This window comes from Aromatoleum toluolicum (assembly GCF_012911005.2).
GTDB lineage: Bacteria > Pseudomonadota > Gammaproteobacteria > Burkholderiales > Rhodocyclaceae > Aromatoleum > Aromatoleum toluolicum.
The window spans coordinates 1-23,459 of record NZ_WTVS01000075.1; the positions used below are offsets into that span (position 1 = coordinate 1).

The 23,459-nt window shown below is 69.4% G+C and carries 14 protein-coding genes; 7 read left to right on the top strand and 7 right to left on the bottom strand.

What is annotated here, in order from left to right; all coding sequences use genetic code 11:
* Positions 1–223: 223 nt before the first annotated feature.
* Complete coding sequence (locus tag GPA27_RS23755; RefSeq protein ID WP_169142912.1) at positions 224–1,636, bottom strand: sigma-54-dependent transcriptional regulator; 1,413 nt, start codon at positions 1,634–1,636, stop codon at positions 224–226.
* Positions 1,637–1,640: 4 nt separating this feature from the next.
* Positions 1,641–3,056 carry a sensor histidine kinase gene (locus GPA27_RS23760; RefSeq protein WP_169142913.1) on the bottom strand — a complete coding sequence of 472 codons (1,416 nt, stop codon included), beginning with the start codon at positions 3,054–3,056 and terminating at the stop codon, positions 1,641–1,643.
* Positions 3,057–3,400: 344 nt separating this feature from the next.
* Between GPA27_RS23760 and GPA27_RS23765 the strand changes: the two genes are divergently transcribed.
* On the top strand, positions 3,401–4,939 hold the full coding sequence (locus GPA27_RS23765) for an Ig-like domain-containing protein (protein WP_169142914.1): 1,539 nt from the start codon (positions 3,401–3,403) through the stop codon (positions 4,937–4,939).
* On the opposite strand, the gene recD is transcribed toward GPA27_RS23765, so the two are convergent.
* From recD to recC, 5 genes are all read right to left on the bottom strand, one after another.
* Entirely contained in the window at positions 4,912–7,116 is a 2,205-nt protein-coding gene (recD, locus tag GPA27_RS23770) for an exodeoxyribonuclease V subunit alpha (protein ID WP_246261416.1), read from the bottom strand. The genes GPA27_RS23765 and recD overlap by 28 nt on opposite strands.
* Positions 7,117–7,191: 75 nt before the next feature.
* A complete protein-coding gene (locus GPA27_RS23775) occupies positions 7,192–7,617 on the bottom strand; it encodes a type II toxin-antitoxin system VapC family toxin (protein WP_169142916.1) in 426 nt (141 codons plus the stop codon).
* Entirely contained in the window at positions 7,614–7,862 is a 249-nt protein-coding gene (locus GPA27_RS23780; RefSeq protein WP_169142917.1) for a FitA-like ribbon-helix-helix domain-containing protein, read from the bottom strand. Before GPA27_RS23780 ends, GPA27_RS23775 begins: the two co-directional genes overlap by 4 nt.
* A 68-nt stretch (positions 7,863–7,930) precedes the next feature.
* Positions 7,931–11,683: an exodeoxyribonuclease V subunit beta gene (gene recB / locus GPA27_RS23785; protein WP_211165197.1), complete on the bottom strand. Its 3,753-nt coding sequence runs from the start codon at positions 11,681–11,683 to the stop codon at positions 7,931–7,933.
* 8 nt (positions 11,684–11,691) lie between these two features.
* Positions 11,692–15,288 carry an exodeoxyribonuclease V subunit gamma gene (gene recC / locus GPA27_RS23790; RefSeq protein ID WP_211165198.1) on the bottom strand — a complete coding sequence of 1,199 codons (3,597 nt, stop codon included), beginning with the start codon at positions 15,286–15,288 and terminating at the stop codon, positions 11,692–11,694.
* Positions 15,289–15,456: 168 nt separating this feature from the next.
* On the opposite strand from recC, the gene GPA27_RS23795 reads away from it, so the two are divergent.
* The 6 genes from GPA27_RS23795 to GPA27_RS23820 all read left to right on the top strand — a co-directional run bounded on the left by GPA27_RS23795 (position 15,457) and on the right by GPA27_RS23820 (position 23,300).
* Positions 15,457–15,714 carry a hypothetical protein gene (locus tag GPA27_RS23795; protein WP_169142919.1) on the top strand — a complete coding sequence of 86 codons (258 nt, stop codon included), beginning with the start codon at positions 15,457–15,459 and terminating at the stop codon, positions 15,712–15,714.
* Positions 15,715–15,808: 94 nt separating this feature from the next.
* Positions 15,809–16,735, top strand: coding sequence for an SdiA-regulated domain-containing protein (locus tag GPA27_RS23800; protein WP_169142920.1), 927 nt, complete (start codon positions 15,809–15,811; stop codon positions 16,733–16,735).
* A gap of 138 nt (positions 16,736–16,873) precedes the next feature.
* Complete coding sequence (locus tag GPA27_RS23805) at positions 16,874–18,454, top strand: calcium-binding protein (RefSeq protein WP_169142921.1); 1,581 nt, start codon at positions 16,874–16,876, stop codon at positions 18,452–18,454.
* 177 nt (positions 18,455–18,631) lie between these two features.
* Complete coding sequence (locus tag GPA27_RS23810) at positions 18,632–20,206, top strand: calcium-binding protein (RefSeq protein ID WP_169142922.1); 1,575 nt, start codon at positions 18,632–18,634, stop codon at positions 20,204–20,206.
* A gap of 101 nt (positions 20,207–20,307) precedes the next feature.
* Positions 20,308–22,023: a type I secretion system permease/ATPase gene (locus GPA27_RS23815; RefSeq protein WP_169142923.1), complete on the top strand. Its 1,716-nt coding sequence runs from the start codon at positions 20,308–20,310 to the stop codon at positions 22,021–22,023.
* Positions 22,023–23,300: an HlyD family type I secretion periplasmic adaptor subunit gene (locus tag GPA27_RS23820; RefSeq protein ID WP_169142924.1), complete on the top strand. Its 1,278-nt coding sequence runs from the start codon at positions 22,023–22,025 to the stop codon at positions 23,298–23,300. Before GPA27_RS23815 ends, GPA27_RS23820 begins: the two co-directional genes overlap by 1 nt.
* Positions 23,301–23,459 lie beyond the last annotated feature (159 nt).

Below are 23,459 nucleotides of genomic sequence, written 5' to 3' on the forward strand. Positions count from 1 at the left end.
GTTGGGGTGGGGATGGGTCAAGCGGGCGTTAGAGTAACCCATCCCCATCCTGTCCTTCCCCTTGAAGGGGAAGGAACCTGCTAATCCACTTCAGATGAACGTCGGGGACCGCAAGATATCGGTGCCGGGCTGATGTCTCAAAGAAGCGAAAGAGTACTCGTCCGATGAAAAAAGGGCGCGGCTTTCACCGCGCCCCCCTCTCCCTCCCTGCATCCTTGTCGCGTCAGCGCTCCGGACGCTCCAGGCCGAGCTTCTCGATGCGGTAGCGCAGCATGTCGCGCGTGAGGCCCAGCAGGCGCGCGGACTTGGTGACGTTCCAGTCGGTCTTGTCGAGCATCTTGATGACGAGGTCGCGTTCGACTTCGGGGACGCTGACGCCGGTGGGCGGCACCGACATGCAGTACGAGTCGAGCGAGTGGAAGTCGCGGTCGCAGGTGCCGTACAGGCCGGGACAGATCGCCAGCTGGTTGGGCGTGATGGCCTTGCCGGCGGCGAGCAGCACGGTCTGTTCGAGCATGTTGCGCAGCTCGCGCACGTTGCCCGGCCACGCGTAGCTCTTCAGCACGGCGAGCGCGTCGTCGTTGAAGAACAGGCCCGGCTTGCCGTAGCGGCGGGCGTGCTGTTCGAGGTAGTGCTTCGCCAGCGTGACGATATCTTCGCCGCGCTCGCGCAGCGGCGGCACCTTGACGGTGATGATGCGCAGGCGGAAGTAGAGGTCGCTGCGGAACTTGCCTTCGCGCACCATCTGTTCGAGGTCGCGGTTGGTGGCGCTGATGATGCGCAGGTTGACCTTGATCTCCTTGACCGAGCCGAGGCGCCGGATGGTGCGCTCTTCGAGCAGCTTGAGCAGCTTGGCCTGCAGCGCCAGGTCGATCTCGCCGATCTCGTCGAGGAACAGCGTGCCGCCGTCGGCCGCTTCGACGAGGCCGGCGCGGCGGTCGCGCGCGTCGGTGAAGGCGCCCTTCTCGTGGCCGAACAGCTCGGCTTCCAGCAGGTGCGATGGGATCGAGGCGCAGTTCACTTCGACGAAGGGGCCGCTGCTGCGCGTGCCGTCGACGTGCAGGGCGCGCGCGACGAGCTCCTTGCCGGTGCCCGTCTCGCCGTTGATCAGGACCACCGGCAGCTCGTTCGCGGGCATGTGCTGCTCGGCGTCGAGCAGCTGGCGGATCATGTTCTTCATCGCCTGCATCGGGGCCGAGGCGCCGATCAGCGCACCGACACCCGCGTCACGCGTGTCGCGCTCGCGGTAGAAGGACAGGGTCTTTTCCATGCGCCGCGCGTTGAGCGCGCGCTCGATCAGGAGCTTGAGCTCGGCCAGCACGAGGGGCTTGGCGAGGTAGTCGTAGGCACCCGCCTTCATCGCCTCGACCGCACGCTGCACGTTGCCGTCCCCAGTCATGAGAATGACCTTGGCCTCGGGCTCGGCCTCGCGCACCTTGCCGATCAGCTCGATGCCGGTGATGCCCGGCAGGTTGAGGTCGGTCAGCACGACGTCGGGGTGCAGCACGGCAAGCATCTGGAGGGCCTCTTCCGAGGAGCCTGCCAGTTGCGCGTCCCAGCCGTTGCGCTTGAGGCTGGTACAGATGTTATCGCCCAGGATCTCGTCGTCGTCGACGACCAGGATCGTGTTTGGCATTTCCTTACTCCTGCTCGGCTACCTTGAATGTCAGACTCACGGTGGTTCCCGCCTGCTCCCTGCTGTCCAGCACGACGGCCCCGCCGAATCGCTCCATTATCCGCTTCACCAGCACCAGACCGACACCCAGCCCGCCGCGTTTCGTCGTGTGGAAGGGCTTGAAGGCCATTTCCAGCTGCTTCGCGGACATCCCGCAGCCCGTGTCGGAGATCTTGACGGTGACACGGTTGCGCGCGGGCGGCTCAACGGCTATGCCGAGACGCCCGCCGCGCGGCATGGCTTCGATGGCGTTGGAGAACACGCTGTTGAGCACCTGCTCCAGCAACGATCCGTTCGCATGCACCTCGACGTCCGGCGCCTTTTCGGGCGTCCAGTCGACCTCGATGCCGGCGCGGCGGATCTGCACGTCGTAGGTGGACAGCGCATTATCCAGGGCCATGTCGATCTTCACCGCCTCGCGTTCTTCGCTAAGCGGCTTGGAAAATTGAAGCAATTCCCGTACCCATTTTGAGAGTCGATCGACCTGGGTGACGATGTCGGTGAGGTTCTTCGCGGTCGCCGGATCGCCGACTTCGAGCGCGACTTCGGCGCTGGAGCGGATCGACGCGAGCGGGTTGCGCAGGCCGTGCGCGACGGCGGAGGACATTTCGCCGAGCGCGACGAGCGTCTTGTTCTCGACGATCTCGCGCTGCTGGGCGTCGATCTGGCGCGCGGCGCGGATGATGATCCAGTGCAGGCAGACATAGATCGCCGCCCCCGACAGCAGCGCCGCGAGCCAGATTAGCAGGTAGCCGCGCTTGAGCGAGTAGATGAGATCGCGCGGCTCCTTGTAGATCTCGACGACGGAGGTGACGCTGCCGTCGCGGTTGAGCAGCGGCACGTAGTTTTCGATGTAGATGTCCTCGGGGTAGCGCACGAACTGCTGCTCGATCTTGCCTCCGACGGAACTCTTCAGATGGCCACCCGCGATCCCTTCCTTGCGCTCGATGACTTCCGCCAGGTCGCGGTTGTCCGGAAAGCTCTTGCCGATCAGGGTCGCATTGGATGACCAGATGACAAAGCCGTCCGGCGCGAACACGGTCGCGAGCAGGGCTTCGGGCATCAGGCGCAGGTGGTCGAAGAACTCCTGGCGCGCACGCGCGAGGTTCTCTTCCTCGACGTTGAGTTCCGCCGCCGAGACGCGCGGATCGAGGATGCCGCCGAGGGTGAGCTGGACGACGCCGAAGCGGCCGTGGCGCAGTTCGATATCCGCGATCGACTGGATGAACTGGGTGGTGAGCATCGCATCGCGCTTGATCGCTTCCGACACGAAGAAATTGGACAGGATCGCGCCCGAGACGATCGCCGCGCCGCCCGTCACCAGCAGACTGACAATGGAAAACCATCTGCGCAGGTTGAAAGGTTTCCGGTTGCCGTCCATGTCCGTGAAACTCCGGAAGGAATGGGTGCCGGGTCAAATACCCCAAACACACGTTGCACCAGTGTGACGCCAAATCGCGGACGCCACCGTGACCGGCTTAACGTTACTGGATGTGTGCCCGATCATGGCATTCGAATGCCATTTCGCACCCCCCGGATTTCCCCAAAATGGGTGGGATGACCCACCCGGTTTTCCCCGCATTTTCCCCGGTTTTCCCCCGGAATTTTCCTCCTGATACACATTTCCCGATACAAATTTATTACCTTCGAAATATGGCACATGGCTTGCAAAAACGGGGGGCGCGCGTAGTCCCGAACCCACCCAAGTTCTTAAGGAAAACTGTCATGAGCCTCCATTCCACACGCAGCCCGACACCCTCCCTTGCGCTCAAACCGCTGGTCCGCACGCTCGCGCTCCTGTGTGCGCTGGGCGCCCCCGCCTTGGTCTCGGCGCAGGTCGCGCCCATCCCGTTCGAAAGCGAGGGCATCGTCAAGGGCATCTACAACCGCCCCGACGGCACGGGCGTCGAACTGACCGTCTTCGGCCGCACTTTCCTCGTGCCGCCAGGGGCGACGATCCATACGCCGACGAAGACCCTGACGGCCGCCGAGCTGGTCGACCCGTCGCGCTTCCCCGGGCTGTACCGTGACGGTTTCGTCGGCTCGACGGCGATCCTGCTGGGCGAGGTGACGCTCTCGCCGGACGCGACCACCGCGACGCCGGTGATCAAGGACGTGGCGATCGAGCCGGCTGAAACGGTGCTGCTCGGCACGCTGACGAAGAACGACGCCGGCGTGATGAGCGTGCTCGACATTCCATTGCTGCCCAGCACCGATCCGCGCCTGCTGTCCAAGGGCTACAAGAACGAATTCGGCTTCGCGGTCGAGCCGGCCTCCATCCCCATCGGCACCTTTGCGGCAGTGGAAGGCTATTTCGGCGACGACGGCAACTTCTATCACTTCTCGCTGGAAGCGGGCGGCGGCCTGCTCGTCGATCCCGGCACCGGCAAGACCAGCATCACGCGCACGGCGTGCGTGCCGGGTGCGCGTCTCGACGTGCAGGGCGCGACCTACTTGCCGTCCGCGTCGGTGGTCGAGTTCCGCAATCCGAAGTCCAATTACCTATATGGTTCGATGAGCACGACAGTCGACCTGGAAGCGCCGGAGTTCGGCACCTATGGCTACCGCGTGGACGTGAGCGGAGGCGAGGTCGATTCGGACGGTGCGTGCCCGTCGCAGATCCGCGTCGTGAACCTGACCAACGGCACCGAGGCGATCGCGACCGTGGACGGCGTCACTGCGCCGGCCGCACCGCCGACGACCGCACCGGAGAACGTCGCCCCCGTGGCCACGGCCGACGCGGCAACGGTCTTCGTCGGACTGGCGACCGAAGTGCACCTGACGCTCAACGACACCGACGCGAACGGAAACATGGATCCGACGACCTTGCAGCTCGTCGGCGTGCCGACCGGCCTCGCGGTGCAGAACCTGCTGAACGGCGACCTGCAGGTCACGGCCGACGCTGCCGGCACCTACAGCTTCGGCTACACGGTCGCAGATACCGGCGGCCTGACGTCCAACCAGGCGACGGTGACGATCACGGCCCAGCCGGTCGCGGTGGACGTCGTCGATCTGGTACGCGCGAACTTCCGCATCGACAAGAGCCGCTGGGAAATGCGCGGCACGACGAACCAGGCGGGGGCGCAGGTGACGGCCGTGCATGTGCGCACCGGCGCCACGATCGCGACGGTCACGTCGGACGTCACCGGTGCATGGCAGATCGACGTGCGCAATTCGCCGATCCTCGCGGTGGCCGGCGACATCGTGCGCGTGACCTCGAGCGGCGGCGGCACCGATCAGGAGGTGGTGAACATCGTCCAGTGATCGCGGCCGGCGGCCCCCCGCCGGCTCACATGGGAGACGGGGGCGGCCATCAGGCCGCTCGCGCGCAGCACGCGCCGCCCGACCGCCTCGTCCAGCACCCGATCCGAGCCCGCCGTTGCCAGCGTCAGCCACTGGCGCGCGCGGGTGATGCCGGTATACACGAGCTCGCGCGTGAGCACCGGGTTCAGCGTGTCGGGCAGCACCAGCGCGGCATGCGTGAATTCCGAGCCCTGCGACTTGTGCACCGTCATCGCAAACACCGTGTCCACCGCCTGCAGGCGGCTCGGCAGCACCCAGCGCACGCCGTCGCTGCCGTCGCCGGCAGGGAAGGCCACGCGCAGACCCCATTGCAGTCCCCGCTCCAGTCCGCCCTCCGGTGCGGGGCGCGGCAGCTCCAGCGTGACGCCGACGTCGCCGTTCATGAGGCCCAGGCCGTAGTCGTTGCGCGTGACGAGCACCGGCCGGCCGGGATACCAGCCGTGATCGGCCTGGATCAGGCCGGCTGCGTGCAGCATGCGCGCGACGCGCTCGTTGAGCCCTGCGACGCCCCACGGGCCGCGGCGCAGCGCGCACAGCAGCTGGAAGCGCCCCTGCGCGGCGAGCACCGCGCGCGCCCAGCGGTCGAAATCGGCCTGCGCTGCATCGAGCGGCGGGCGCTCGTCGCGGATCACCTGCAGGTAATGGCCGAAGCCGGCGGGCGGCGGTGTGTCGCTGCCGGCGAGCTTCCCGCCGCCGGGGAAATTCTCCGCGCCGCCGGCGATCACGAGCGCGCGCAGCTCCGCATCGCCGGTGAGGCGCAGGCGCGCGAGATCGGCGCAGCGTGGCGAGCCGGCTCCGTTCAGCACCGCGTGCATCGCCGCGGGCGCGCCGGCATTGACGGCTTCGGCGAGGCGGCCGATGCCGCTGTCGGCGGTGAAGCGGTGGCTCACGCGCAGCATCGCCACGGCCTGATCCAGCGGCTCGCCCTGCGGGTCGACGAGGGCGTCGTCGATGCGCGTGCCGGTCACGCTTGCGAGCCAGTCGCGCGTCGCCGGCGTGTAGCGGCCTGCGTGCGCGCCGGCACACAGCTCGCCCAGCACCGCGCCGGCCTCGACCGAGGCGAGCTGGTCCTTGTCGCCGAGCAGCACGAGACGCGCGTGCGCCGGCAGCGCCGCGAGCACCGCGGCCATCATCTCGAGGTCCACCATCGAGGCCTCGTCGACGACCAGCACGTCGAGCGCCAGCGGGTTGCGCGCGTCGTGGCGGAAATGGCGCGTGTCCGGGCGCCTGCCGAGCAGGCGATGCAGCGTGCCGACCGCGACCGGGATCGCCGCGCGCACGGCTTCGCCGCCGGGCAGGCGCTCGAGTTCGAGCTTCGCGACCGCGCCGGCGATCGACTCGTTGAGCCGCGCCGCGGCCTTGCCGGTGGGCGCGGCGAGGCGGATGCGCAGCGGGTGCCACTGCGGGCCGGTGAGCGCGAGGCTCTGCAGCAGCGCGAGCAGGCGCACGACGGTGGTGGTCTTGCCGGTGCCGGGGCCACCGGTGACGATGCCGAAGGCGCTGCGCGCGACCAGCGCGCAGGCGAGCTTCTGCCAGTCGACGCCACCGTCCGCGCGCGGCGGGAAGAGCGCATCGAGCGCCTGGCGGAAGGCCGCGGGGTCGAGCGCCGCGGGCGGCGCGGCGAGGCGCGCGGCTATGCCCGCGCGCACGTCGCATTCGTACTGCCAGTAGCGGCGCAGGTAGAGGCGGGTGCCGACGAGGACGAGCGGGGTAGTCCCTGGGCCGGCGCCAACCAGCAGCGGATGTTCAAGCGCCGCCTGCCAGTCGGCAACGCTCACCCCGGCGAGCACCTCGTCCGGCAGCGGCGGCAGATCCGTCTCGTCGTCGCCTTCGGGCGGCAGCGACAGCGCGAAGCGCGGATCGGCGAGCGTCGCGGCGAGTTCCAGGCACACGTGGCCGCGGCCGAGCTGGTGGCTCGCGAGCGCCGCGGCGAGCAGCAAGAGCGGATCGGCATCGGGCGCCTCGTCGCGCAGGAATTCCGCAAACACGCGGTCGAGCGGGCGCAGCCAGCCGCGCTCGACCCAGCGGCGCAGCAGCGCGGCAACATCGCCGCGCGCCGCGGCGCCCCGCCCGCCCACGGCGGTATGAAGGTCCGGCATCGCCATCGAGGCGCCGTCGGTTGCGAACAGGTCATCCATGCGGTCCGCGCCTGGACGGCCGCCTCGGGTGGTGCGTGTCATCGCAAGCCCTCGCCCGCGACCAAGTCGCGCAGTTCAAGCATGATCGCCCCAGGGATTCACAACCGGCACCGACAGGTCATCGAAGTGCCGGGTGTTGCGGGTCGCCAGCGTGGCGCGCCGCGACAGGGCGATGCCGGCGATGAAAGTATCGCGCATGTCGACCGGGCGACCGGCATTGCGGCGCTCGGCCGCGAGCTCGGCGGCGTAGGCAGCGGCACTGGCATCGAAGAGCAGTACGCGATTTTCGAGATCCTCGCGCACGAGCAGGTCGAAGCGCTCCTGCAGCGCTGCGCGGCGGCGCCCCGGTGCCAGCAGCGCCAGGCCGTAGCGCGCCTCGAACAGGGTGACGCTGCTGATCCACACCGATTCGGCGGGCTGCTCGTCGAGCCAGGCGACGACGCGCTCGTCCGGCTGTTGCTGCATCAGCGCCGACAGGACGTTGGTGTCGATCAGGATCATTCGCCAAACTGCATCGGTGCGATGCCCTCGCCATGCAGTTCGGGCAGCGGCTCGGTGAGACCGGCCCCGGCGAAGCGCGCGGCAATGCGGGACCCCAGTCGCGGGCGCGCCGCGCCCTCCTCGATCACCGCACGCCGCAGGATCTGGCGCACCTCTTCTTCCATGCTCCAGCCGTGTCGGCTGGCGCGCGCTTTCAGGCCGGCCTTGACCTCTTCCTCGAGATTGCGAACGACGACTTGTGCCATGGCATGTCTCCAGATCAACAACAGACGATTTGATGGTATCACGATATCACTTTGCCACCATCGACCGCTCACCCGACGCCGAATTCCGCATCCAGCGCCTCGATCAGTGCGCGCGGCGGACGCTCGGCATGCACGCCGCGGGTCGGCGCGTGGCTGCCGCGCAGGAAGAGGTACACCGCGCCGCCGACGTGGCGGTCGTAGTCGTAGTCGGGCAGGCGCGACTTCAGTAGGCGATGCAGCGCGAAGAGGTAGAGCACGTATTGCAGCTCGTAGCGCTTCGCCAGCACCGCGTCGCGCATCGCGGCGGGCGTGTAGGCCGCGTCGTCGGGCCCCAGCCAGTTGGATTTGTAGTCGGCCACGTAGTAGCGCCCGCGGTGTTCGAAGACGAGATCGATGAAGCCCTTCAGCATGCCGTTGAGCTGGCCCGGCGCGAGTTCCGGACGTGCCGCGCCGGCGAGCGTGTGCGTGCGCACGAGGGCGTCGAGGCGCACGAGGTCGGCGCGGTGGGTCTCGAACCAGAACTCCATCTCCGGGCGGGCGCCCGCGAGATCGGCCAGCCGCGGCGTTTCGCCGTCGGGCAGCGGCAGCGGCGTCGCGATGAAGTCGAGCAGCCAGCGCGTCAGCGTCTCCGTCCAGTGGCTCCAGCCGCGCACGGCGCAGCGGCGCGCGATCATGTCGCGGGCACGCTCGGGCGCCGCGAGCACGCGCCCGAAGCCTTCGCGCGCGGCCCATTCGAGGAGCTCGTGCAGGAAGGTGCCGGGGCCGGCACCGCGCGCGAAGCGGTGCAGGCGCTGGTCGCCGCCGGGCGCGGCCGGCGCGCCGGGCGGCTCGTCGAGGGTCTCGGCGAAGGTCTCTTCGGCCGGGGTTTCCGGGAGCGGTGGAACAAGCGCGGGCGCGGCTCCGGCCACGGCAAACGCCCCCGCACCGACTTCCGCACCGTCCGCCTCCGCGGTGCGCAGCGCCGAATAGCTCGCGATCCACCAGAACTCGCGCACTGGCCGGCGCGGTTCGCGCGCGGCGCCGAGCTCGGTGCGGGCGACGCGCGGCACGAAACGCTCGCCGGCCGGCGCCGGGGCGGGTTCGATCGCGATGTGTTCGCAGTCGCCGCGCAGGGCACGCAGCGCATCGGACAAGGTGTCGGTCGCGACCGCCGCGCCGCCGGCGAGGAGATAGCCCAGCGCGCTGCGCTCGAGCTTCTCGACCGGCGCAACGCCGATCCAGGTCGCGTGGCGCGCGCGCGTCAGCGCGACGTAGAGCTTGCGCAGGTCCTCGCCGAGGCGCTCATGGTCGGCGTCCGCGACATCGTCGCCCTCGGGCTCCAGAACGAGCCGCAGCCGACCCGTGTCGTCGTGCAGCTTCAGCGGCAGGCTCTTCGCCGTGGTCTCGAAGAAGGTGCACGAGAACGGCAGGAACACGAGCGGGTATTCGAGGCCCTTGGACTTGTGCACGGTGACGACCTGCACAAGGTCGGCGTCGCTCTCGAGGCGCAGCTTCCTCGCATCGTCGCCGTTCTCGGCATCCGCGCGCTGCTCGGCGAGGTGGCGGATCAGCGCATGTTCGCCGTCGAGCGCGACGCTCGCGTGCTGCAACAGTTCGGCGAGATGCAGCAGATCGGTGAGCGCACGCTCGCCGTCGGGCGGGGCGCCCCCATCCCCACCCCCTGCCGCGCCGAGGAGCCGCCGCGGCACGCCGAAGTCGCCCAGCAGGCGGCGCAGCATCGGCAGCACGCCCTGGCGGCGCCACACCTGACGGTAGGCGCGGAACTGCAGCACGCGGTCTTCCCATGCGAGCTCGTCGCGGCGCAGGCAGTCGAGCGCGGCCCAGCCGAGGCCGAGGCTGGGCGTCGCGAGCGCGGCGCGCAGCAGGCCGTCGTCGTCCGGTTCGGCGCAGGCGGCGAGCCAGCGCTGCAGCTCGGCGGCCTGAGGGCTCGCGAACACCGATTCCTGGTCGGAAAGATAGACGCTGCGCACCCCGCCCGCGGCGAGCGCGGCGCGCACGGCGTTGGCCTCGGTGCGGCTATTCACGAGGATCGCGATGTCGGCCGGTCGCAGCGCCGCGAGCGCTTCGCCATCACTCACGTCAGCCTCGCGTGCGAACCCCGCCCGCCCGTGCTGGCCGAGGTTCAGCAGGTGCACGATCTCCGCGGCGCAGCTCGCGGCCATGCGCGCGCGGTAGTCCATCACGCCGACCGCCTTGCCCGCGTCGCGCGGATCGAGCGCCCAGCAGGTGAGCGCCGTGACCGGCGCGCAGTCGACGACGAGGCGCTCGCGCCGTCCCTTGGCTTCGACGGACTGGAAGGGCACGGGGTTGTCGTCCTGCTTGCGGAACAGGAAGGCGCCCTCGCCCTCTTCGCGCGCCTCGGCCTGCGCGAAGCAGCGGTTCACGGCCGCGACCATCGCGTCGGTCGAGCGGTAGTTCGTGCCCAGCGTGAACAGGCGCCCGCCCGCGTCGCGGCGCGCGCGCAGGTAGGTGAAGATGTCCGCGCCGCGGAAGGCGTAGATCGCCTGCTTGGGGTCGCCGATCAGCACGACGCCGGCATCGGCAGCGTTCGCGGCGATGCGATAGACGCGGTCGAAGATGTCGTACTGGACCGGGTCGGTGTCCTGGAATTCGTCGATCAGCGCGACCGGGAACTGGCGGCGGATCACTTCGGCGAGGCGTGCGCCATTGGGCTGGCGCAGCGCGGCGTCGAGGCGCGTGAGGAGATCGTTGAAGCCCATCTGCGCGCGCCGCTGCTGCTCCGCGGCGAAGCGCCGGGCGACCCAGCGCGCGGCGAAGCGCAGCAGGTCCGCGCGGGCATCGGGCAGGCCTTCCAGCTCCGCCTTCAGCGTCAGCATGGCGTCGAGCGCGGGGTGATCGGGGGGATCGCCATCCTTCCAGACCTCGGCCAGCCCGGCGCGCGTGAATCGCGTCCAACCTGTCTTGATGTCCGGCATGACCAGCGCAGGATCTTCGATCCATGCACGCAGGCCGTCGAACCAGCGGTCGTAATTGCCTTTCTTCAGCTTCTGGCCATTCACCTTCTTCGCCGCAACGGCGGCGTCCAGTAGCTCTTGCAGTTCATCGGCCCAAACCGCCCACGGTGCCTTCAGTTCGGCCAGCCTCCTCGCCTTCGCGTCGCGCGCGGCGGCGAGCGCAGCGGTCGGCTCAGGTGCCTCGGCCAGCGCCTCGGCGTGCTCGACGAGCTTGCGCAGCTCGCCCTGCAGCGCGTCCGGCGTCGCCCACCAGCCGGCGATCGCGGCGACCGCGTCCGCGTCGAGGGGCGCGAAGAAGCTGCGCCAGAAGTCGCGCACGACCTCGGCGAGCAGCTCGCGCTGGTCGGTTTCGAGCTGCTGCGTGAACAGGCTGTCGCTGTCGAAGGCGTGCTCGTTGAGCATGCGCTTGCACCAGCCGTGGATCGTCGACACCGCGGCCTCGTCCATCCACTCGGCGGCGAGCTGCAGCTTGCGCGCGCAGCCGGGCCAGGCCTCCGGCGGATAGTCGGCGCGCAGGTCATGGAGGAAATCCTTGCCGCGCTCGAGCGCGGCGACCTCCGCCGGGTCGGCGCGGAAACAGCCCGCCGCCTCCGCCAGGCGCGCGCGGATGCGGTCGCGCAGCTCCTTGGTCGCCGCGTCGGTGAAGGTCACGACGAGGATCTCGGGCGGCGTGAGCGCGCGCGCGAAGGCGGCCTCGGCGCCGTGGCCGAGCACCAGGCGCACGTACAGCGCGGCGATCGTGAAGGTCTTGCCGGTGCCGGCGCTGGCCTCGATGAGGCGGCTGCCGTGCAGCGGGAAGGCGAGCGGGTCGAGCTTGCGGGGGGTCGTCGGGAGAGGAGTCGTCATCGGGGCGTTCATGCGTCGGCCCCCTGCGCGAGGCCCAGCTTGTAGTCCTTGGTCGTGCCGATCCCGAGATAGACCGGCCGCAGCAGCGTGTCGGCGAGACTCGCGAACTCGCCGTCCGCCCACAGCGCGTCGAAATCCGGCCACGCGCGCAAAAGATAGGCGCTTTCGCTGCGTTCGCCTTCGGAGTTGAATCCGTCGCCCTCATAGGCGGCGCGTGCGGCGCGGCCGGCGTCGCTGTCGCGCGGCGTGTCGGGGCGGCCGCCCTTGTCGATCCAGGCGAAGGCCGTCTTCGCCGCGAGCGGCAGCGGCCGCGCGAGACCCGCGTGCCACGCGTCGAGCAGGCTGCCGAACCAGCCACGTGCAGCCTCGACGTCGAGGGGGTCGATCGGCGCATCACCGACCTTGCCGACGACGAGGCTTGTCATCGGCACACCCGCGAGATGGCCCGCGACGTGCGCGACCCAGTGACGCAAGAGTTTGTCGCGACGGTATTTCTTGTGCTTCGTGACCAGGCCGCTGCGTTCGAGCACGACACGGCCGCGCCGGCCGTCCGCGCTGCGGCGCAGGCTGCCGAGGCGGTCCGCGACGACGAGCCGCATCCCGCTGACGTCATGTTCGAACGCGACCTCCTCGTCCGGCTCGACCACCTCAGGCCACTCGTCCAGCGCCTGCGCGTAGCGCGCGAAAAGGCTCTCCATCGGCTCGGCGAGCGCGGCCTGCATCAACGCCGCAAAGCGCCCCGGCGCGAGTTCGCCGCGCCGCTCGATGCGCGCGAGCGTCCTCTCCAGCGCGGCCTCGCGCTCATCGCCACACCCCAGCGCGTCGAGCTGGGCGGCGATCAGCTCGTCCTGCAGCTGCCAGTTCTGCAGCGCGTCGAGCGCGAAGGGTTCGTGGTCCTCGCTCGCGGGGTCGGGCAGTTCGAAATACACGCCCAGGCGCCGGCGCAGGAAGACCTTCGCGGGCTCCTTGAGGAAGTCGGCGAGCTCGCGCAGCGTCAGCGGCTCGCTCTCGTCGAGCGGCGCCAGCGGTGCGGGCACGGCGGCATCGGCCGCGAGACCGTCGCGTCCGTCGTGCCACTCGCGCGCATACGTGAACAGCGGCGTGACCGTTCCGTCGGCAGGAAAGTAGTCCGGACTGAAGGGTTGCAGACGGTGCTCGACGGTGAGCGCGGCGAGGAGCCTCTTGCCCGCCTCCTCGCCCCCATCCTCGCCGTCCTGCCCCGCGAGCCGCCAGCCGGCCGCGAGGTGGTCGCGCAGCTGGCCGACCAGCACCGAGGGCGGACGCGCGGTGTTGTCGTGGATGCTGCGCCCGACCCAGCTCACGTGCAGGCGCTCGCGCGCCGACAGCAGCGCCTCGAGGAACAGGTAGCGGTCGTCCTCGCGGCGCGAACGGTCGCCGGGGCGGTAGTCGCGCCCCATCAGGTCGAAGTCCATCGGCACGCGCGTGCGCGGGTAGTCGCCGTCGTTCATGCCCAGCAGGCACACGTGGCGGAAGGGGATCGCGCGCATCGGCATCAGCGTCGCGAAGGTCACCGCACCGGCGAAGAAGCGCTGCGACAGGCCCGAGTCGTCCATCTGCGCGAGCCAGTGCTCGCGCACTACCGACAGCGGCAGCGCCTCGGCGAGCCCCGCGGCGGCGCAGGCGTCCTGCCAGCGCTGCAGCGCGGCTTCGAGGCGCTGCAGCGTGTAGGCGCCGCTGGCATCCGCGGGATCGAAGAAGTCCGCGAGCAGGCCGCGCAGGCGCCGGCACCAATCCTCGACGGTGGCCGGCTCGCGCAGGCCGCGCCAGGCCGCGTCGAGGCGCTCCAGCAGCGTCGCGAGCGGGCCGACCAGCCCCGCGTCGAGGCCGCCGATCTCGTCGTAAGGCTCGATGCCCTGCCACGCCTCACCGGCGTCCCCCGTGGCATCCCCCGCGCCGCCCACCGCATAGCCGAGCAGCATGCGGCGCAGGCCGAACAGCCACGAGTTCTGCTCCGCCCCCTCGGGCAGGCCGAGGCTCGCACGCTGCTCGGCGTGCAGGCCCCAGCGGATGTTCGCGCCGCGCACCCAGCGGTGCAGCAGCGGCAGGTCGTCCTCATTGAGGCCGAAGCGCGCGCGCAGCGCCGGCACCTCCAGCAGGTCGAGCACGTCGGACACCGCCACGCGCGACTGCGGCAGGCCCAGCAGCTTCTCGACCGCGTTCAACAGCGGATCGTGATGGCGCAGGCCCTGGTCGGCGACCGTGAAGGGGATGAAGCGCGGGTCGTCGGCGTCGAGCAGGCCGAACACCGCCTGGATGTGCGGCGCGTAGGCGTCGATGTCCGGCACCATCACTATCACGTCGCGCGGGCGCAGGCTCGCGTCGGCGTTGAAGGCCGCGAGCAGCTGGTCGTGCAGGATCTCGACCTCGCGCTGCGGGCCGTGCGCGACGTGGAAGCGGATCGAGGCATCCGTCGCGGGATCGACCGCCGGCCAGCGCGCGCGCGTCTCGGCCAGCGGGCGCAGGTCGCGGATGTCGTCCTGCAGCTGGTGCAGCAGGCAGTCGTCGCCGTGCGACTCGAAAAGGTCTATGCGCGTGCCGACCTCGGCGAAGCGGGCCTTATAACGGTCACGCGCCTCGCCCGCGTCGTGCTCGTCGAGCAGGCCGATGAAGTCGCGCCCCTGCTTGCCCCACGCCGCGAGCAGCGGATGGGCGTGCAGGTGCAGCACCTCCTCCGCCAGCACGTCCGGCACGCCGGGGCGGCGCGCGTGGCGCGAGGCAGCCGCGCGCAGCAGGTCCTTGTCCGCGACGATGTCGGCCCAGTAGTGCTCGCACGGGTTATGCACGCACAGCAGCACCTGGCTCCACTGCGCGATCGCCGCCAGCACTTCCAGCGTCTGCGCCGGCAGCGAGGAGATGCCGAACACCATCACGCGGCGCGGCAGCGCGGGCGGGCGGGGGGCGTCCTGAATAGCCGCGACGGCTTCCAGGAAGCGTGTATGCACGGCCGCGCGGCCGCTGCCCGCGAGCGCCGCGCCGACGTCCGCCAGCAGCGCGCGCCACAACGCGGGCTGCCAGGCGTGTGCGGCCGGCAAGGGCTCGCGCGCGCCGCGCGCCGTGAGCAGCACGTCCTCGCCCGCCGCCCACGCCGCGAGCCAGTCGGCGCGGTACATCTGGTACTGGTCGAAGAGGTCGGCGAGGCGCTCGGCGAGCTGGTGGCGCTTCCTCAGGTCCTCGTCGTCCGCCAGGAAGCGCGCGAGCGGCACGAACTCGTCGCGTTCAAGGAGCTGCGGCAGCAGACGCATCAGCCGCCAGACCAGCAGGGGTTTGTCGAAGGGCGACACTTCCGGCACCGCCTCGCCGCCCAGCACCGCACGATAGGCCTGCCACACGAAGCGCGACGGCAGGAAGGCGTCCAGCGCCGCGGCAATGCCGCAGCCACCCGCCGCCTCGTCCGCCGCGAGCGCCATCTTCAGCCACTGCGCGATGCCGTTGCTCTGCACGAGGATCAGCTCGTTCTCCAGCGGCGCCAGCGGATGGCGCTTCATCCACGCGACCAGCACGTCGCGCAGCGCCTCCGGATGGTTGCCGTGGATCACCATCAGCCCGCCCGCCAGATCGCTCGCCCCTATGACCTCACGCCCCATGCCTGCCCCTGTCTCCCCTCACCCGTGCCGCGCCGACTGCGTGCGCGGCGAACAGTAGCGCGCGCATGCGACACAACACGTCGCATCTCCTTGCCGTAGCCGCGCGCAGCGCAACACAGTAGCATGCGCCCCGCGCCGCCGCGGCGCATCCCCAACCCCGGAACCCCCATGGCCCGCGAGATCGAACTCAAGCTCGTCAAATTCGCCCCCGACGTGATGGACCTGTGGGCCGACGTGCTGCGCGTCAATTATCCCCGCCTGCGCCTCACCGGCCGCCCCAGCTCGCCGTGGAAGGTGCACGAAGTGGTCGCCACCCGCGCGCGCATCCTCGAGTCCGGCGAACTCGAACTCTTCGCCGAGACCGGCTCGGGCGACCCCGTCACGCTGCGCATCCCCGCGCGCGAATGGGGCTGGCGCACGCGCTGAAGCAGCGGCTCCGGGCGCGGCGACCCGACACGCCGCTGAAACATTCGGCTGCGAAAGTGCGTCGTACGATATTGGACGACGAGATGCCCGCGTGATGAACTCCGCTTCAAGACCTGTCGCATTCGCGCGCCCCGCGTGGCTCGCCGGCCTGATTTTCGCGGCGGCGATCGGCCTGTCGATCCCGACCGACAGCGGGCGCGCCTTCGACCACCTGTTCGCGGCCACGATCACGGCGCTGCAGTCGTCCCGCACCGACGCCAGCGCACTGCCGGACTACGGCGTCACCCTCGAGGCCCACCCGGTGGCCGGCGTCGAGCGCAACCTGTCCGGTCTGAGCTGGGACGAGGATCGCGGCCATCTGTGGGCCGTCGTCAATGAACCGCCGCAACTGCTCGCCCTCGACACCGCCGGCCAGCTCCTCGCGCGCCATCCGCTGGAGGGCTTCGGCGACGTCGAAGGCGTCGCTGCGCTCGGCGACGGCCGGCTGCTGCTCGTCGAGGAGCGCCGCCAGTCCCTCGTCGTCGTCACCGCCCCGCACACGCCCGGCGAGACGCTGGCCCGGCGCGGGCAGCAGGCGCTCACGCTCGCCTTGGGGGACGGCGACAACGCCGGCTTCGAGGGCATCGCCTACGACAAAGCCGGCGACCGCCTGTTCGTCGTCAAGGAGCACTCGCCGCGCAAGCTCTACGAGATCCGGGGCCTGCGCGCGAGCCTCGCCGGCCGCCTCGACGTCGAGGTTATCGACCGCGAGCACTGGATCCGCGACAAGTTCATCGCACGCGATTTTTCGTCGGTCGAGTTCGACCCGCGCACCGGCCACCTGGTCCTGCTCAGCGACGCCTCCAGGCTCGCGCTGGAGATCGACGCCGACGGCCGCTATGTCGGCTACCAGGCGCTCGCCGCCGGTTTCGCCGGCCTGGCCCGCCACATCCCCCAGGCCGAAGGGCTCGCGCTGGACGGTCGCGGCAACCTCTACGTCATCAGCGAACCCAACCTCTTCTATGCCTTCCGCCCCGAGTAAGCGGGGCATTTTCCGCATGTCGGCCGGGAATTTGCGCCAGATCAAACTTATCCGTTTTGCAAATAAGAGTTTCCTTACGGATCCTATACTTGATTAGGTAATTGGTCTTCCGGCGACCCACTTCGAAGGGGAACGAAAATGACAAAATTTGTTGATGTGAACAGCACTGCTGCTGTTCTCGATCCCGGCTTCACGTTTTCCGCCTATGCCGGGGAGCTGCAGTCGGCGATGACGTCGATCGACCAGGCGGCCACCACGATGCAGTTCGCCGACCCGATCTCGATAACGCCGCCCGGCATCGGAACGATGCAGATCCAGTGGGCTGACGGCACGCACCTGCAGGTCGGCATCAGCGCGATCGGCACCAGTTCGTTCACGATGGACGGCATGCATCTGGGCGCGGGGGACGGCTCGTTCTTCTCGCTCCAGGGCGGAGGCCGCGTCGCCGTCAATGCCTCGGGCGACCTCACCAGTTCCAGCCTGCGCGTGACGCGCTTGATGTTCGGCAACGACCAGGTCGGCCAGATCCTGAACGGCTCCGGACGCATGAACCTCGACACCGGCGCCGTGTCGGGCAAGCTCAGCTCGATGACCTTCAGCTGGTTCGCCGACAATCCCGCCACGCCGGCGCTCGAATGGCAGTACGTGACGCTCCGGGGCAGCGTCAAACTCACGGGTGACGCCTTCTCGTCCGACCTCGGCACGCTGACCGGCCGGGTCACCGGCTTCGAGTGGGGCACGATGACCGCCGACGCCGACGGCAATCCGCTCGGCTTCACGCCGACCCAGGCGATCAGCGGCCTGAAGATGGACGCCGCCGGGGCGCTCAACGGCCTCGAATCCAGCGGCTTCGATTCGCTGATGGCCGGCCTGTACGCCGGCAGCGACGTGATCGACGGCACGGCCGGTGACGACTTCCTCGAAGCGTCGACCGGCAACGACAAGGTCTTCGGCGAAGGCGGCAACGATCACATCGACGGCGGCGCCGGCAACGACCAGCTCTTCGGCGGCGACGGCGACGACCACATCATCGGCGGCGCCGGCAACGACAAGATCGTCGACGAGTCCGGCAACAACACCGTGATCGACACCGAAGGCAACGCGCGCGTCACCACCGGCGCCGGCCACGACGACATCACCACCGGCGCGGGCAACGACAAGATCGTCGCCGGAGACGGCGACAACGAGGTCGAATCCGGCGCAGGCAACGACAACATCGCGACCGGCGGCGGCGCGGACTTCATCTTCGCAGGCAGCGGCAACGACAAGGTCGTCGCCGGCGATGGCGCCAACTGGGTCGAAGGCGGCGCGGGCAACGACGTGCTGCGCACCGGCGCGGGAGCCGACGTGATCTACGGCGGCGAAGGCGCCGACAAGGTCAACGGCGGCAGCGGCAGCGACGTCTTCGTGTTCGACAACCTCGCCGTCGGCGGCAAGGACCTCATCAACGACTTCAACGCCGCCGAGGACTTCTTCGCCTTCGACACCACCGTGTTCACGTCCCTCGCGGGCGGCATCACCGATGCCAATTTCATCTCCGGCAAGACCGCGGTCGCAGCCGACGATTACCTGATCTTCGACACCCAGGGCGGCAAGCTGTATTACGACGCGGACGGCAGCGACACCGCCTTCGCCGCAGTGCAGATCGCGGTCGTAAAAGGCTCGCTCACCGGCCTGGACGCCGGCAACTTCATCGACGAGGCGACCTTGCTCGTCTGATCCGGCCACCTCCCGGCCATTGCGGAAGGGCTGCCTGCGGGCAGCCCTTCCCGTTTACCCGCACGCGTATGCAGCGATTGCGGACGGGATGAAAAAATGCAGTATCCGGATCGTTTATCTCCATTTCATTTGTATAAAATCGTTGCCACTCAGCATCCCCCGACTGGACAGGAAATCATGGCAAGCTTCAGCAACGTCAGCGACACCTCGGCAACGATCAGCGCCGGCTTCAACTATGCGAGCTACACCGCCGAACTGGTCGACGCCGCCTGGTCGATCGGGGACTCGCTCTCGACCGTCTTCTATTACTACCCCGACGACTGGTCGTTTCCGGCCACCAATGCGTGGGGGACGTGGTGGGACGGCACCGAGCTGTACGCCACGCTGTCCTCGTGGAGCGCCACGTCGGCCACCGTCACCGACTTCGATCTGTATGCCCCGGACGGGGCGTGGCTGCGCGGCGCGGGCAGCGCCAAGATCCAGTACGACGCCTACGGCGAGATCACCGACCTTACCGGCGTCTCGCTCAAGTCGCTGTCGATGGGCAACGACTCGGTCTCCACCATCCTCACCGGATCGCTGAACTTCAATACCGACAGCGGCGCGGTGTCCGGCAAGCTGAGCGCGCTCACGATGGGCTGGCAGGACGACGATCCGAACACGGTCGGGGTCGAGTGGAGCTACGTCACGCTCAAGGGCAGCGTCAGCATCGGCGGCGACGTCCTCGGCGGCACGCCCTCGCTGACGGGCAAGATCACCGGCGTCGAATGGGGAACGGTGGTCGCGAACGGAGCGCTCACCTGGATACCCGCAGGCAGCGCCAGTGGTCTGCAACTCGACGCTTCCAGCACGAGCGCCGCGCTCGCGGGCAGCGGCTTCGAAGGCCTGTCCGCCGGGCTGTACTCCGGCAACGACACCATCACCGGCACGGCGGGCAACGACTTCCTCGACGCCTTCACCGGCAACGACAAGGTCACCGGCGGCGACGGTGCCGACGAGATCTACGGCGGCGCCGGCAATGACCAGCTCACGGGCGGCGCGGGCGACGACTATATCGACGGTGGCGCAGGCAATGACAGGATCGGCGACGACTCCGGCGACAACACGGTCATCGACGAATCGGGCAATGCCCAGATCACGCTCGGCGCGGGCAGCGACTTCGTGCTCACCGGCGCGGGCAACGACAAGATCAGCGCCGGCGAAGGCGTGAACTGGATCGAATCCGGTGCCGGCAACGACAACATCGCGACCGGCGCGAGCGCGGACTTCATCTTCGCGGACAGCGGCAACGACAAGGTCGTCGCGGGCGAAGGCGACAACTGGGTCGAGGGCGGCGCGGGCAACGACGCGCTGGTCACCGGCGCGGGTGCCGACGTAATCTACGGCGGTGAGGGTGCCGACAAGATCAATGGCGGCGGCGGCAGCGACGTCTTCGTGTTCGACAACCTCGCTGTCGGCGGCAAGGACCTCATCAACGACTTCAACGCCGCCGAGGACTTCTTCGCCTTCGACACCGGCGTGTTCACGTCGCTCGCGGGCGGCATCGCCGTGGAAAACGTGGTCGTCGGCGCGAAGGCGGTCGCCCTCGAAACAGACGATTACCTCATCCTCGACACCCAGGGCGGCAAGTTGTATTACGATGCCGACGGCAGCGGCGGCGCCTTCGCCGCGGTGCAGCTCGCGGTCGTGAAGGGCTCCGTGAGCACTGCGGTCAGCGGCAACTTCATCGACGAGGCCACGCTGCTCGCCTGATCCGGTCTCATCCCGGCACTCGCAAAAGGCTGCCCCGAGGCAGCCTTTTTCATGCCAATATGCTCAATTCGCCGCACCGGCTTCAAGCCACCCGTCCCGTGATGTCAGAAACCCGGCAGTTCATCTCCACCTTCCGCTCGATCTTCGTAAACGCGGGCGTATTCAGCCTTGCGATCAACATCGCGCTGCTCGCCCCCTCGCTCTACATGCTGCAGGTGTTCGACCGCGTGCTCGCCAGCCGCAGCGACGAAACCCTGCTGATGCTCAGCATCGCGACCGCCGGCGCACTGCTGCTGGCGCTCGCCCTCGACTACCTGCGCGGCCTGCTGCTGCAGCGCGCCGGCGCGCTGCTCGACCGTACCCTCGGCCGCCGCGTGCTCGTCGCGCTGATCCGCAACGCCTCGACCATCCAGCGCCGCGAGAACCTGCACGGCCTGCGCGACGTCGCGACGTTGCGCGGCTTCCTCACCGGCAGCGGCGTCATCTCGCTGTTCGACGCGCCGTGGGGCGTGATCTTCGTCGTCCTGATCTTCCTGTTCCACCCGCTGATGGGCGTCGTCGCCGTCGGCGGCATGCTGGCGCTGCTCGTGCTGGCGCTGATCAACGAGCGCATGAACCGCAAGAAGGTCGAAGCGGTGCAGGACCGCGCGCGCCGCGCCGGCCAGTACATCGACAAGGGCATGGCCAACGCCGACGTGCTCAACTCGATGGGCATGACCGTGCCCTTCGTCGAACGCTGGCATGCGCTCAACGACGAAGTGATCGCCAGCTCGCTCGATACCAGCCGCGTCATGAGCGGCGTCACCAGCCTGTCGCGTTTCGTGCGGCAGTTCATCCAGGTCGCCGTGATGGGCACCGGCGCATGGCTCGTGATCGACCAGCACGTCACGCCGGGCATCATGATCGCCTCGACCATCCTGCTCGGCCGCGCGCTCGCGCCGGTCGAGAGCGTGATCGGCAACTGGAACAACTTCGTGCTCGCGCGCGCCGCGTGGGCGCGCATGAAGCCCTTCCTCGACGAGGACGACGCCGCGGCGCCGACCAGCCTGCCCGAACCGCGCGGCGAGCTGTCGGTCGAGGCCGTCACCCTGGCCGGGCGCACGGCGATGCAGACCATCCTGCGCCAAGTGAGCTTCCAGCTCCCCGCCGGCCAGTCGCTCGCGATCGTCGGCCCCAGCGCCTCGGGCAAGTCCAGCCTCGCGCGCCTGCTCGCCGGCGTGTGGGCGCCGACCCACGGCACCGTGCGCGTCGACGGCGCGGACGTGCGCCAACTCATCGCCAGCGGCCACGGCCGCCATATCGGCTACCTGCCGCAGGACGTCGAGCTCTTCCCCGGCACCATCGCCGAGAACATCGCCCGCCTCGGCACCGTCGACGGCGAGCGCGTCATCGCCGCAGCCCAGCGCGCGCAGGTGCATGAACTGATCCTGCGCCTGCCCGAGGGCTACGACACCCGCATCGGCCAGACCGACTACATCCTGTCCGGCGGCCAGATGCAGCGCATCGGCCTCGCGCGCGCGCTGTACGACGATCCCGCGCTCGTGATCCTCGACGAACCCAACGCCAACCTCGACGCCGAAGGCGAGGCCAGCCTCGTGCGCTGCATCCGCCAGATCACGCACGACGGCGTGACGGTCGTGATGGTCACGCACAAGCCCAGCCTGCTCGACTGCATCGACCGCGTGCTGGTGCTGCGCGAAGGCCGCGTCGAAGGCTACGGGCCGCGCGACGAGCTGCTCGCGCGCATCGCGCCGCAGCGCGTTGCCCCTGTCGCACCCGTGGCCCCGGTGGGCCCCAGCCGTGTGCAGGAGGCGTGATGATCGACCAGACGAAACGCCTCATCCGCATCGGCCAGCTGATCATCGCGATCGCGTTCGTGGGCCTGGGCATCTGGCTCGCCCTCGCGCCGCTGCAGGGCGCCGTCATCATGACGGCGCAGGCCAAGGTCGACGCCAACCGCAAGGCCGTGCAGCACAACGAAGGCGGCATCGTGAACGAGATCTTCGTGCGCGACGGCGACATCGTCGCCGAAGGTCAGCCGCTGATCGTGCTGCGCGACGCGCAGGCCGAGGCGCTGTATTCGGTCACGCACACCGCGCTCGACGCCGAACTCGCCCGCCATGCGCGCCTCGAAGCGGAAATGACCGGCAGCACGCCGAAATTCCCGCAGGCGCTGCTGCAGCGCAAGGACGAGCCCGTCGCCGCCGAGATGATGCGCCGCGAGCAGGCCCTCTTCGAGGAGCGCCGGCGTGCGCTCGCCGCGCAGATCGCGTTGCTGGAAAACCAGGCGAAGAGCGTCGGCGACGAAGTCGAGGCGCTCAAGGCGCAGATGGCGGCCGAGCGCATGGGCGCCGCCGCGGCCGAGGAGGAGATGGCCAGCCTCGCGTCGCTCAAGGACCAGAAGTTCGTCGCCAACACCCGCCTGCTGACGCAGAAGCGCGTGATCTCGGACTACCGCTCGCGCGAGGAAGAGCGCCGCTCCGAGATCGCCCACGCGCAGAGCCAGCGCGAGGAACTGCGCCTGCGCGCGGTGACGCTGCGCAGCGATCTCGTGCGCCAGGCCGCCGAGGAGGCCAAGGCCAGCACCACGCGCATCATGGAACTGCAGGACCGCCTGCGCCCCGCCTCCGACCTGCTGCAGCGCCTGACCATCCGTGCCCCGGTCGCCGGCCGTGTGCTGAACCTCGCCGTGCATACCGCCGGCGGCACCATCGCGCCGCGCGCGACGCTGATGGAGATCGTGCCCGACACCGGCCCGCTGGTGCTCGAAGGCCGCGTGCATGTCGACTCGATCAAGGAACTGCACGTCGGCCAGGCCGCCGACATCCGCCTCACCGCGCTGCCGCAACGCACGACGCCGCTGCTTCCGGGCAAGGTCAGCTACATCTCGCCCGACGCGCTGACGGTCGAGGACGGGGCGACCTTCTACCTCGTCCAGCTCGTCCCCGACAGCGCAGAGGCCAGATCGCCGCTCGCCGACCTACAACCCGGCATGGCCGCGGAGGTATTCATCCGCACCAAGCCGCGCACGGCGCTCGAGTACCTGCTCGAACCGGTCACCGACACGATGATGCGCGCCTTCCGCGAGCGCTGAGGCTCGACAGCCCGCCGTCCGCCCCGGCCTACCGACCAGTTACGGCGCGAGTATTGGCGCGGCAAGCAACTTCGTGACGGCAGGTTGAATGCTGCACGGTAACCCCCTCCCCTTCAAGGGGAGGGCTGGGGTGGGGATGGGTCAAGCAGACGTCACGGA

Excerpts from the sequence above, each read along its gene's own strand:
- GPA27_RS23780 (WP_169142917.1), bottom strand. The coding sequence starts at position 7,862 with ATGGCACAAGTCGTCGTTCGCAATCTCGAGGAAGAGGTCAAGGCCGGC.
- GPA27_RS23800 (WP_169142920.1), top strand. The coding sequence starts at position 15,809 with ATGAACTCCGCTTCAAGACCTGTCGCATTCGCGCGCCCCGCGTGGCTC.
- GPA27_RS23760 (WP_169142913.1), bottom strand. The coding sequence starts at position 3,056 with ATGGACGGCAACCGGAAACCTTTCAACCTGCGCAGATGGTTTTCCATT.
- GPA27_RS23765 (WP_169142914.1), top strand. The coding sequence starts at position 3,401 with ATGAGCCTCCATTCCACACGCAGCCCGACACCCTCCCTTGCGCTCAAA.
- GPA27_RS23795 (WP_169142919.1), top strand. The coding sequence starts at position 15,457 with ATGGCCCGCGAGATCGAACTCAAGCTCGTCAAATTCGCCCCCGACGTG.
- GPA27_RS23820 (WP_169142924.1), top strand. The coding sequence starts at position 22,023 with ATGATCGACCAGACGAAACGCCTCATCCGCATCGGCCAGCTGATCATC.
- recD (WP_246261416.1), bottom strand. The coding sequence starts at position 7,116 with ATGGATGACCTGTTCGCAACCGACGGCGCCTCGATGGCGATGCCGGAC.
- GPA27_RS23810 (WP_169142922.1), top strand. The coding sequence starts at position 18,632 with ATGGCAAGCTTCAGCAACGTCAGCGACACCTCGGCAACGATCAGCGCC.
- GPA27_RS23815 (WP_169142923.1), top strand. The coding sequence starts at position 20,308 with ATGTCAGAAACCCGGCAGTTCATCTCCACCTTCCGCTCGATCTTCGTA.
- recB (WP_211165197.1), bottom strand. The coding sequence starts at position 11,683 with ATGACGACTCCTCTCCCGACGACCCCCCGCAAGCTCGACCCGCTCGCC.
- GPA27_RS23755 (WP_169142912.1), bottom strand. The coding sequence starts at position 1,636 with ATGCCAAACACGATCCTGGTCGTCGACGACGACGAGATCCTGGGCGAT.
- GPA27_RS23805 (WP_169142921.1), top strand. The coding sequence starts at position 16,874 with ATGACAAAATTTGTTGATGTGAACAGCACTGCTGCTGTTCTCGATCCC.
- GPA27_RS23775 (WP_169142916.1), bottom strand. The coding sequence starts at position 7,617 with ATGATCCTGATCGACACCAACGTCCTGTCGGCGCTGATGCAGCAACAG.
- recC (WP_211165198.1), bottom strand. The coding sequence starts at position 15,288 with ATGGGGCGTGAGGTCATAGGGGCGAGCGATCTGGCGGGCGGGCTGATG.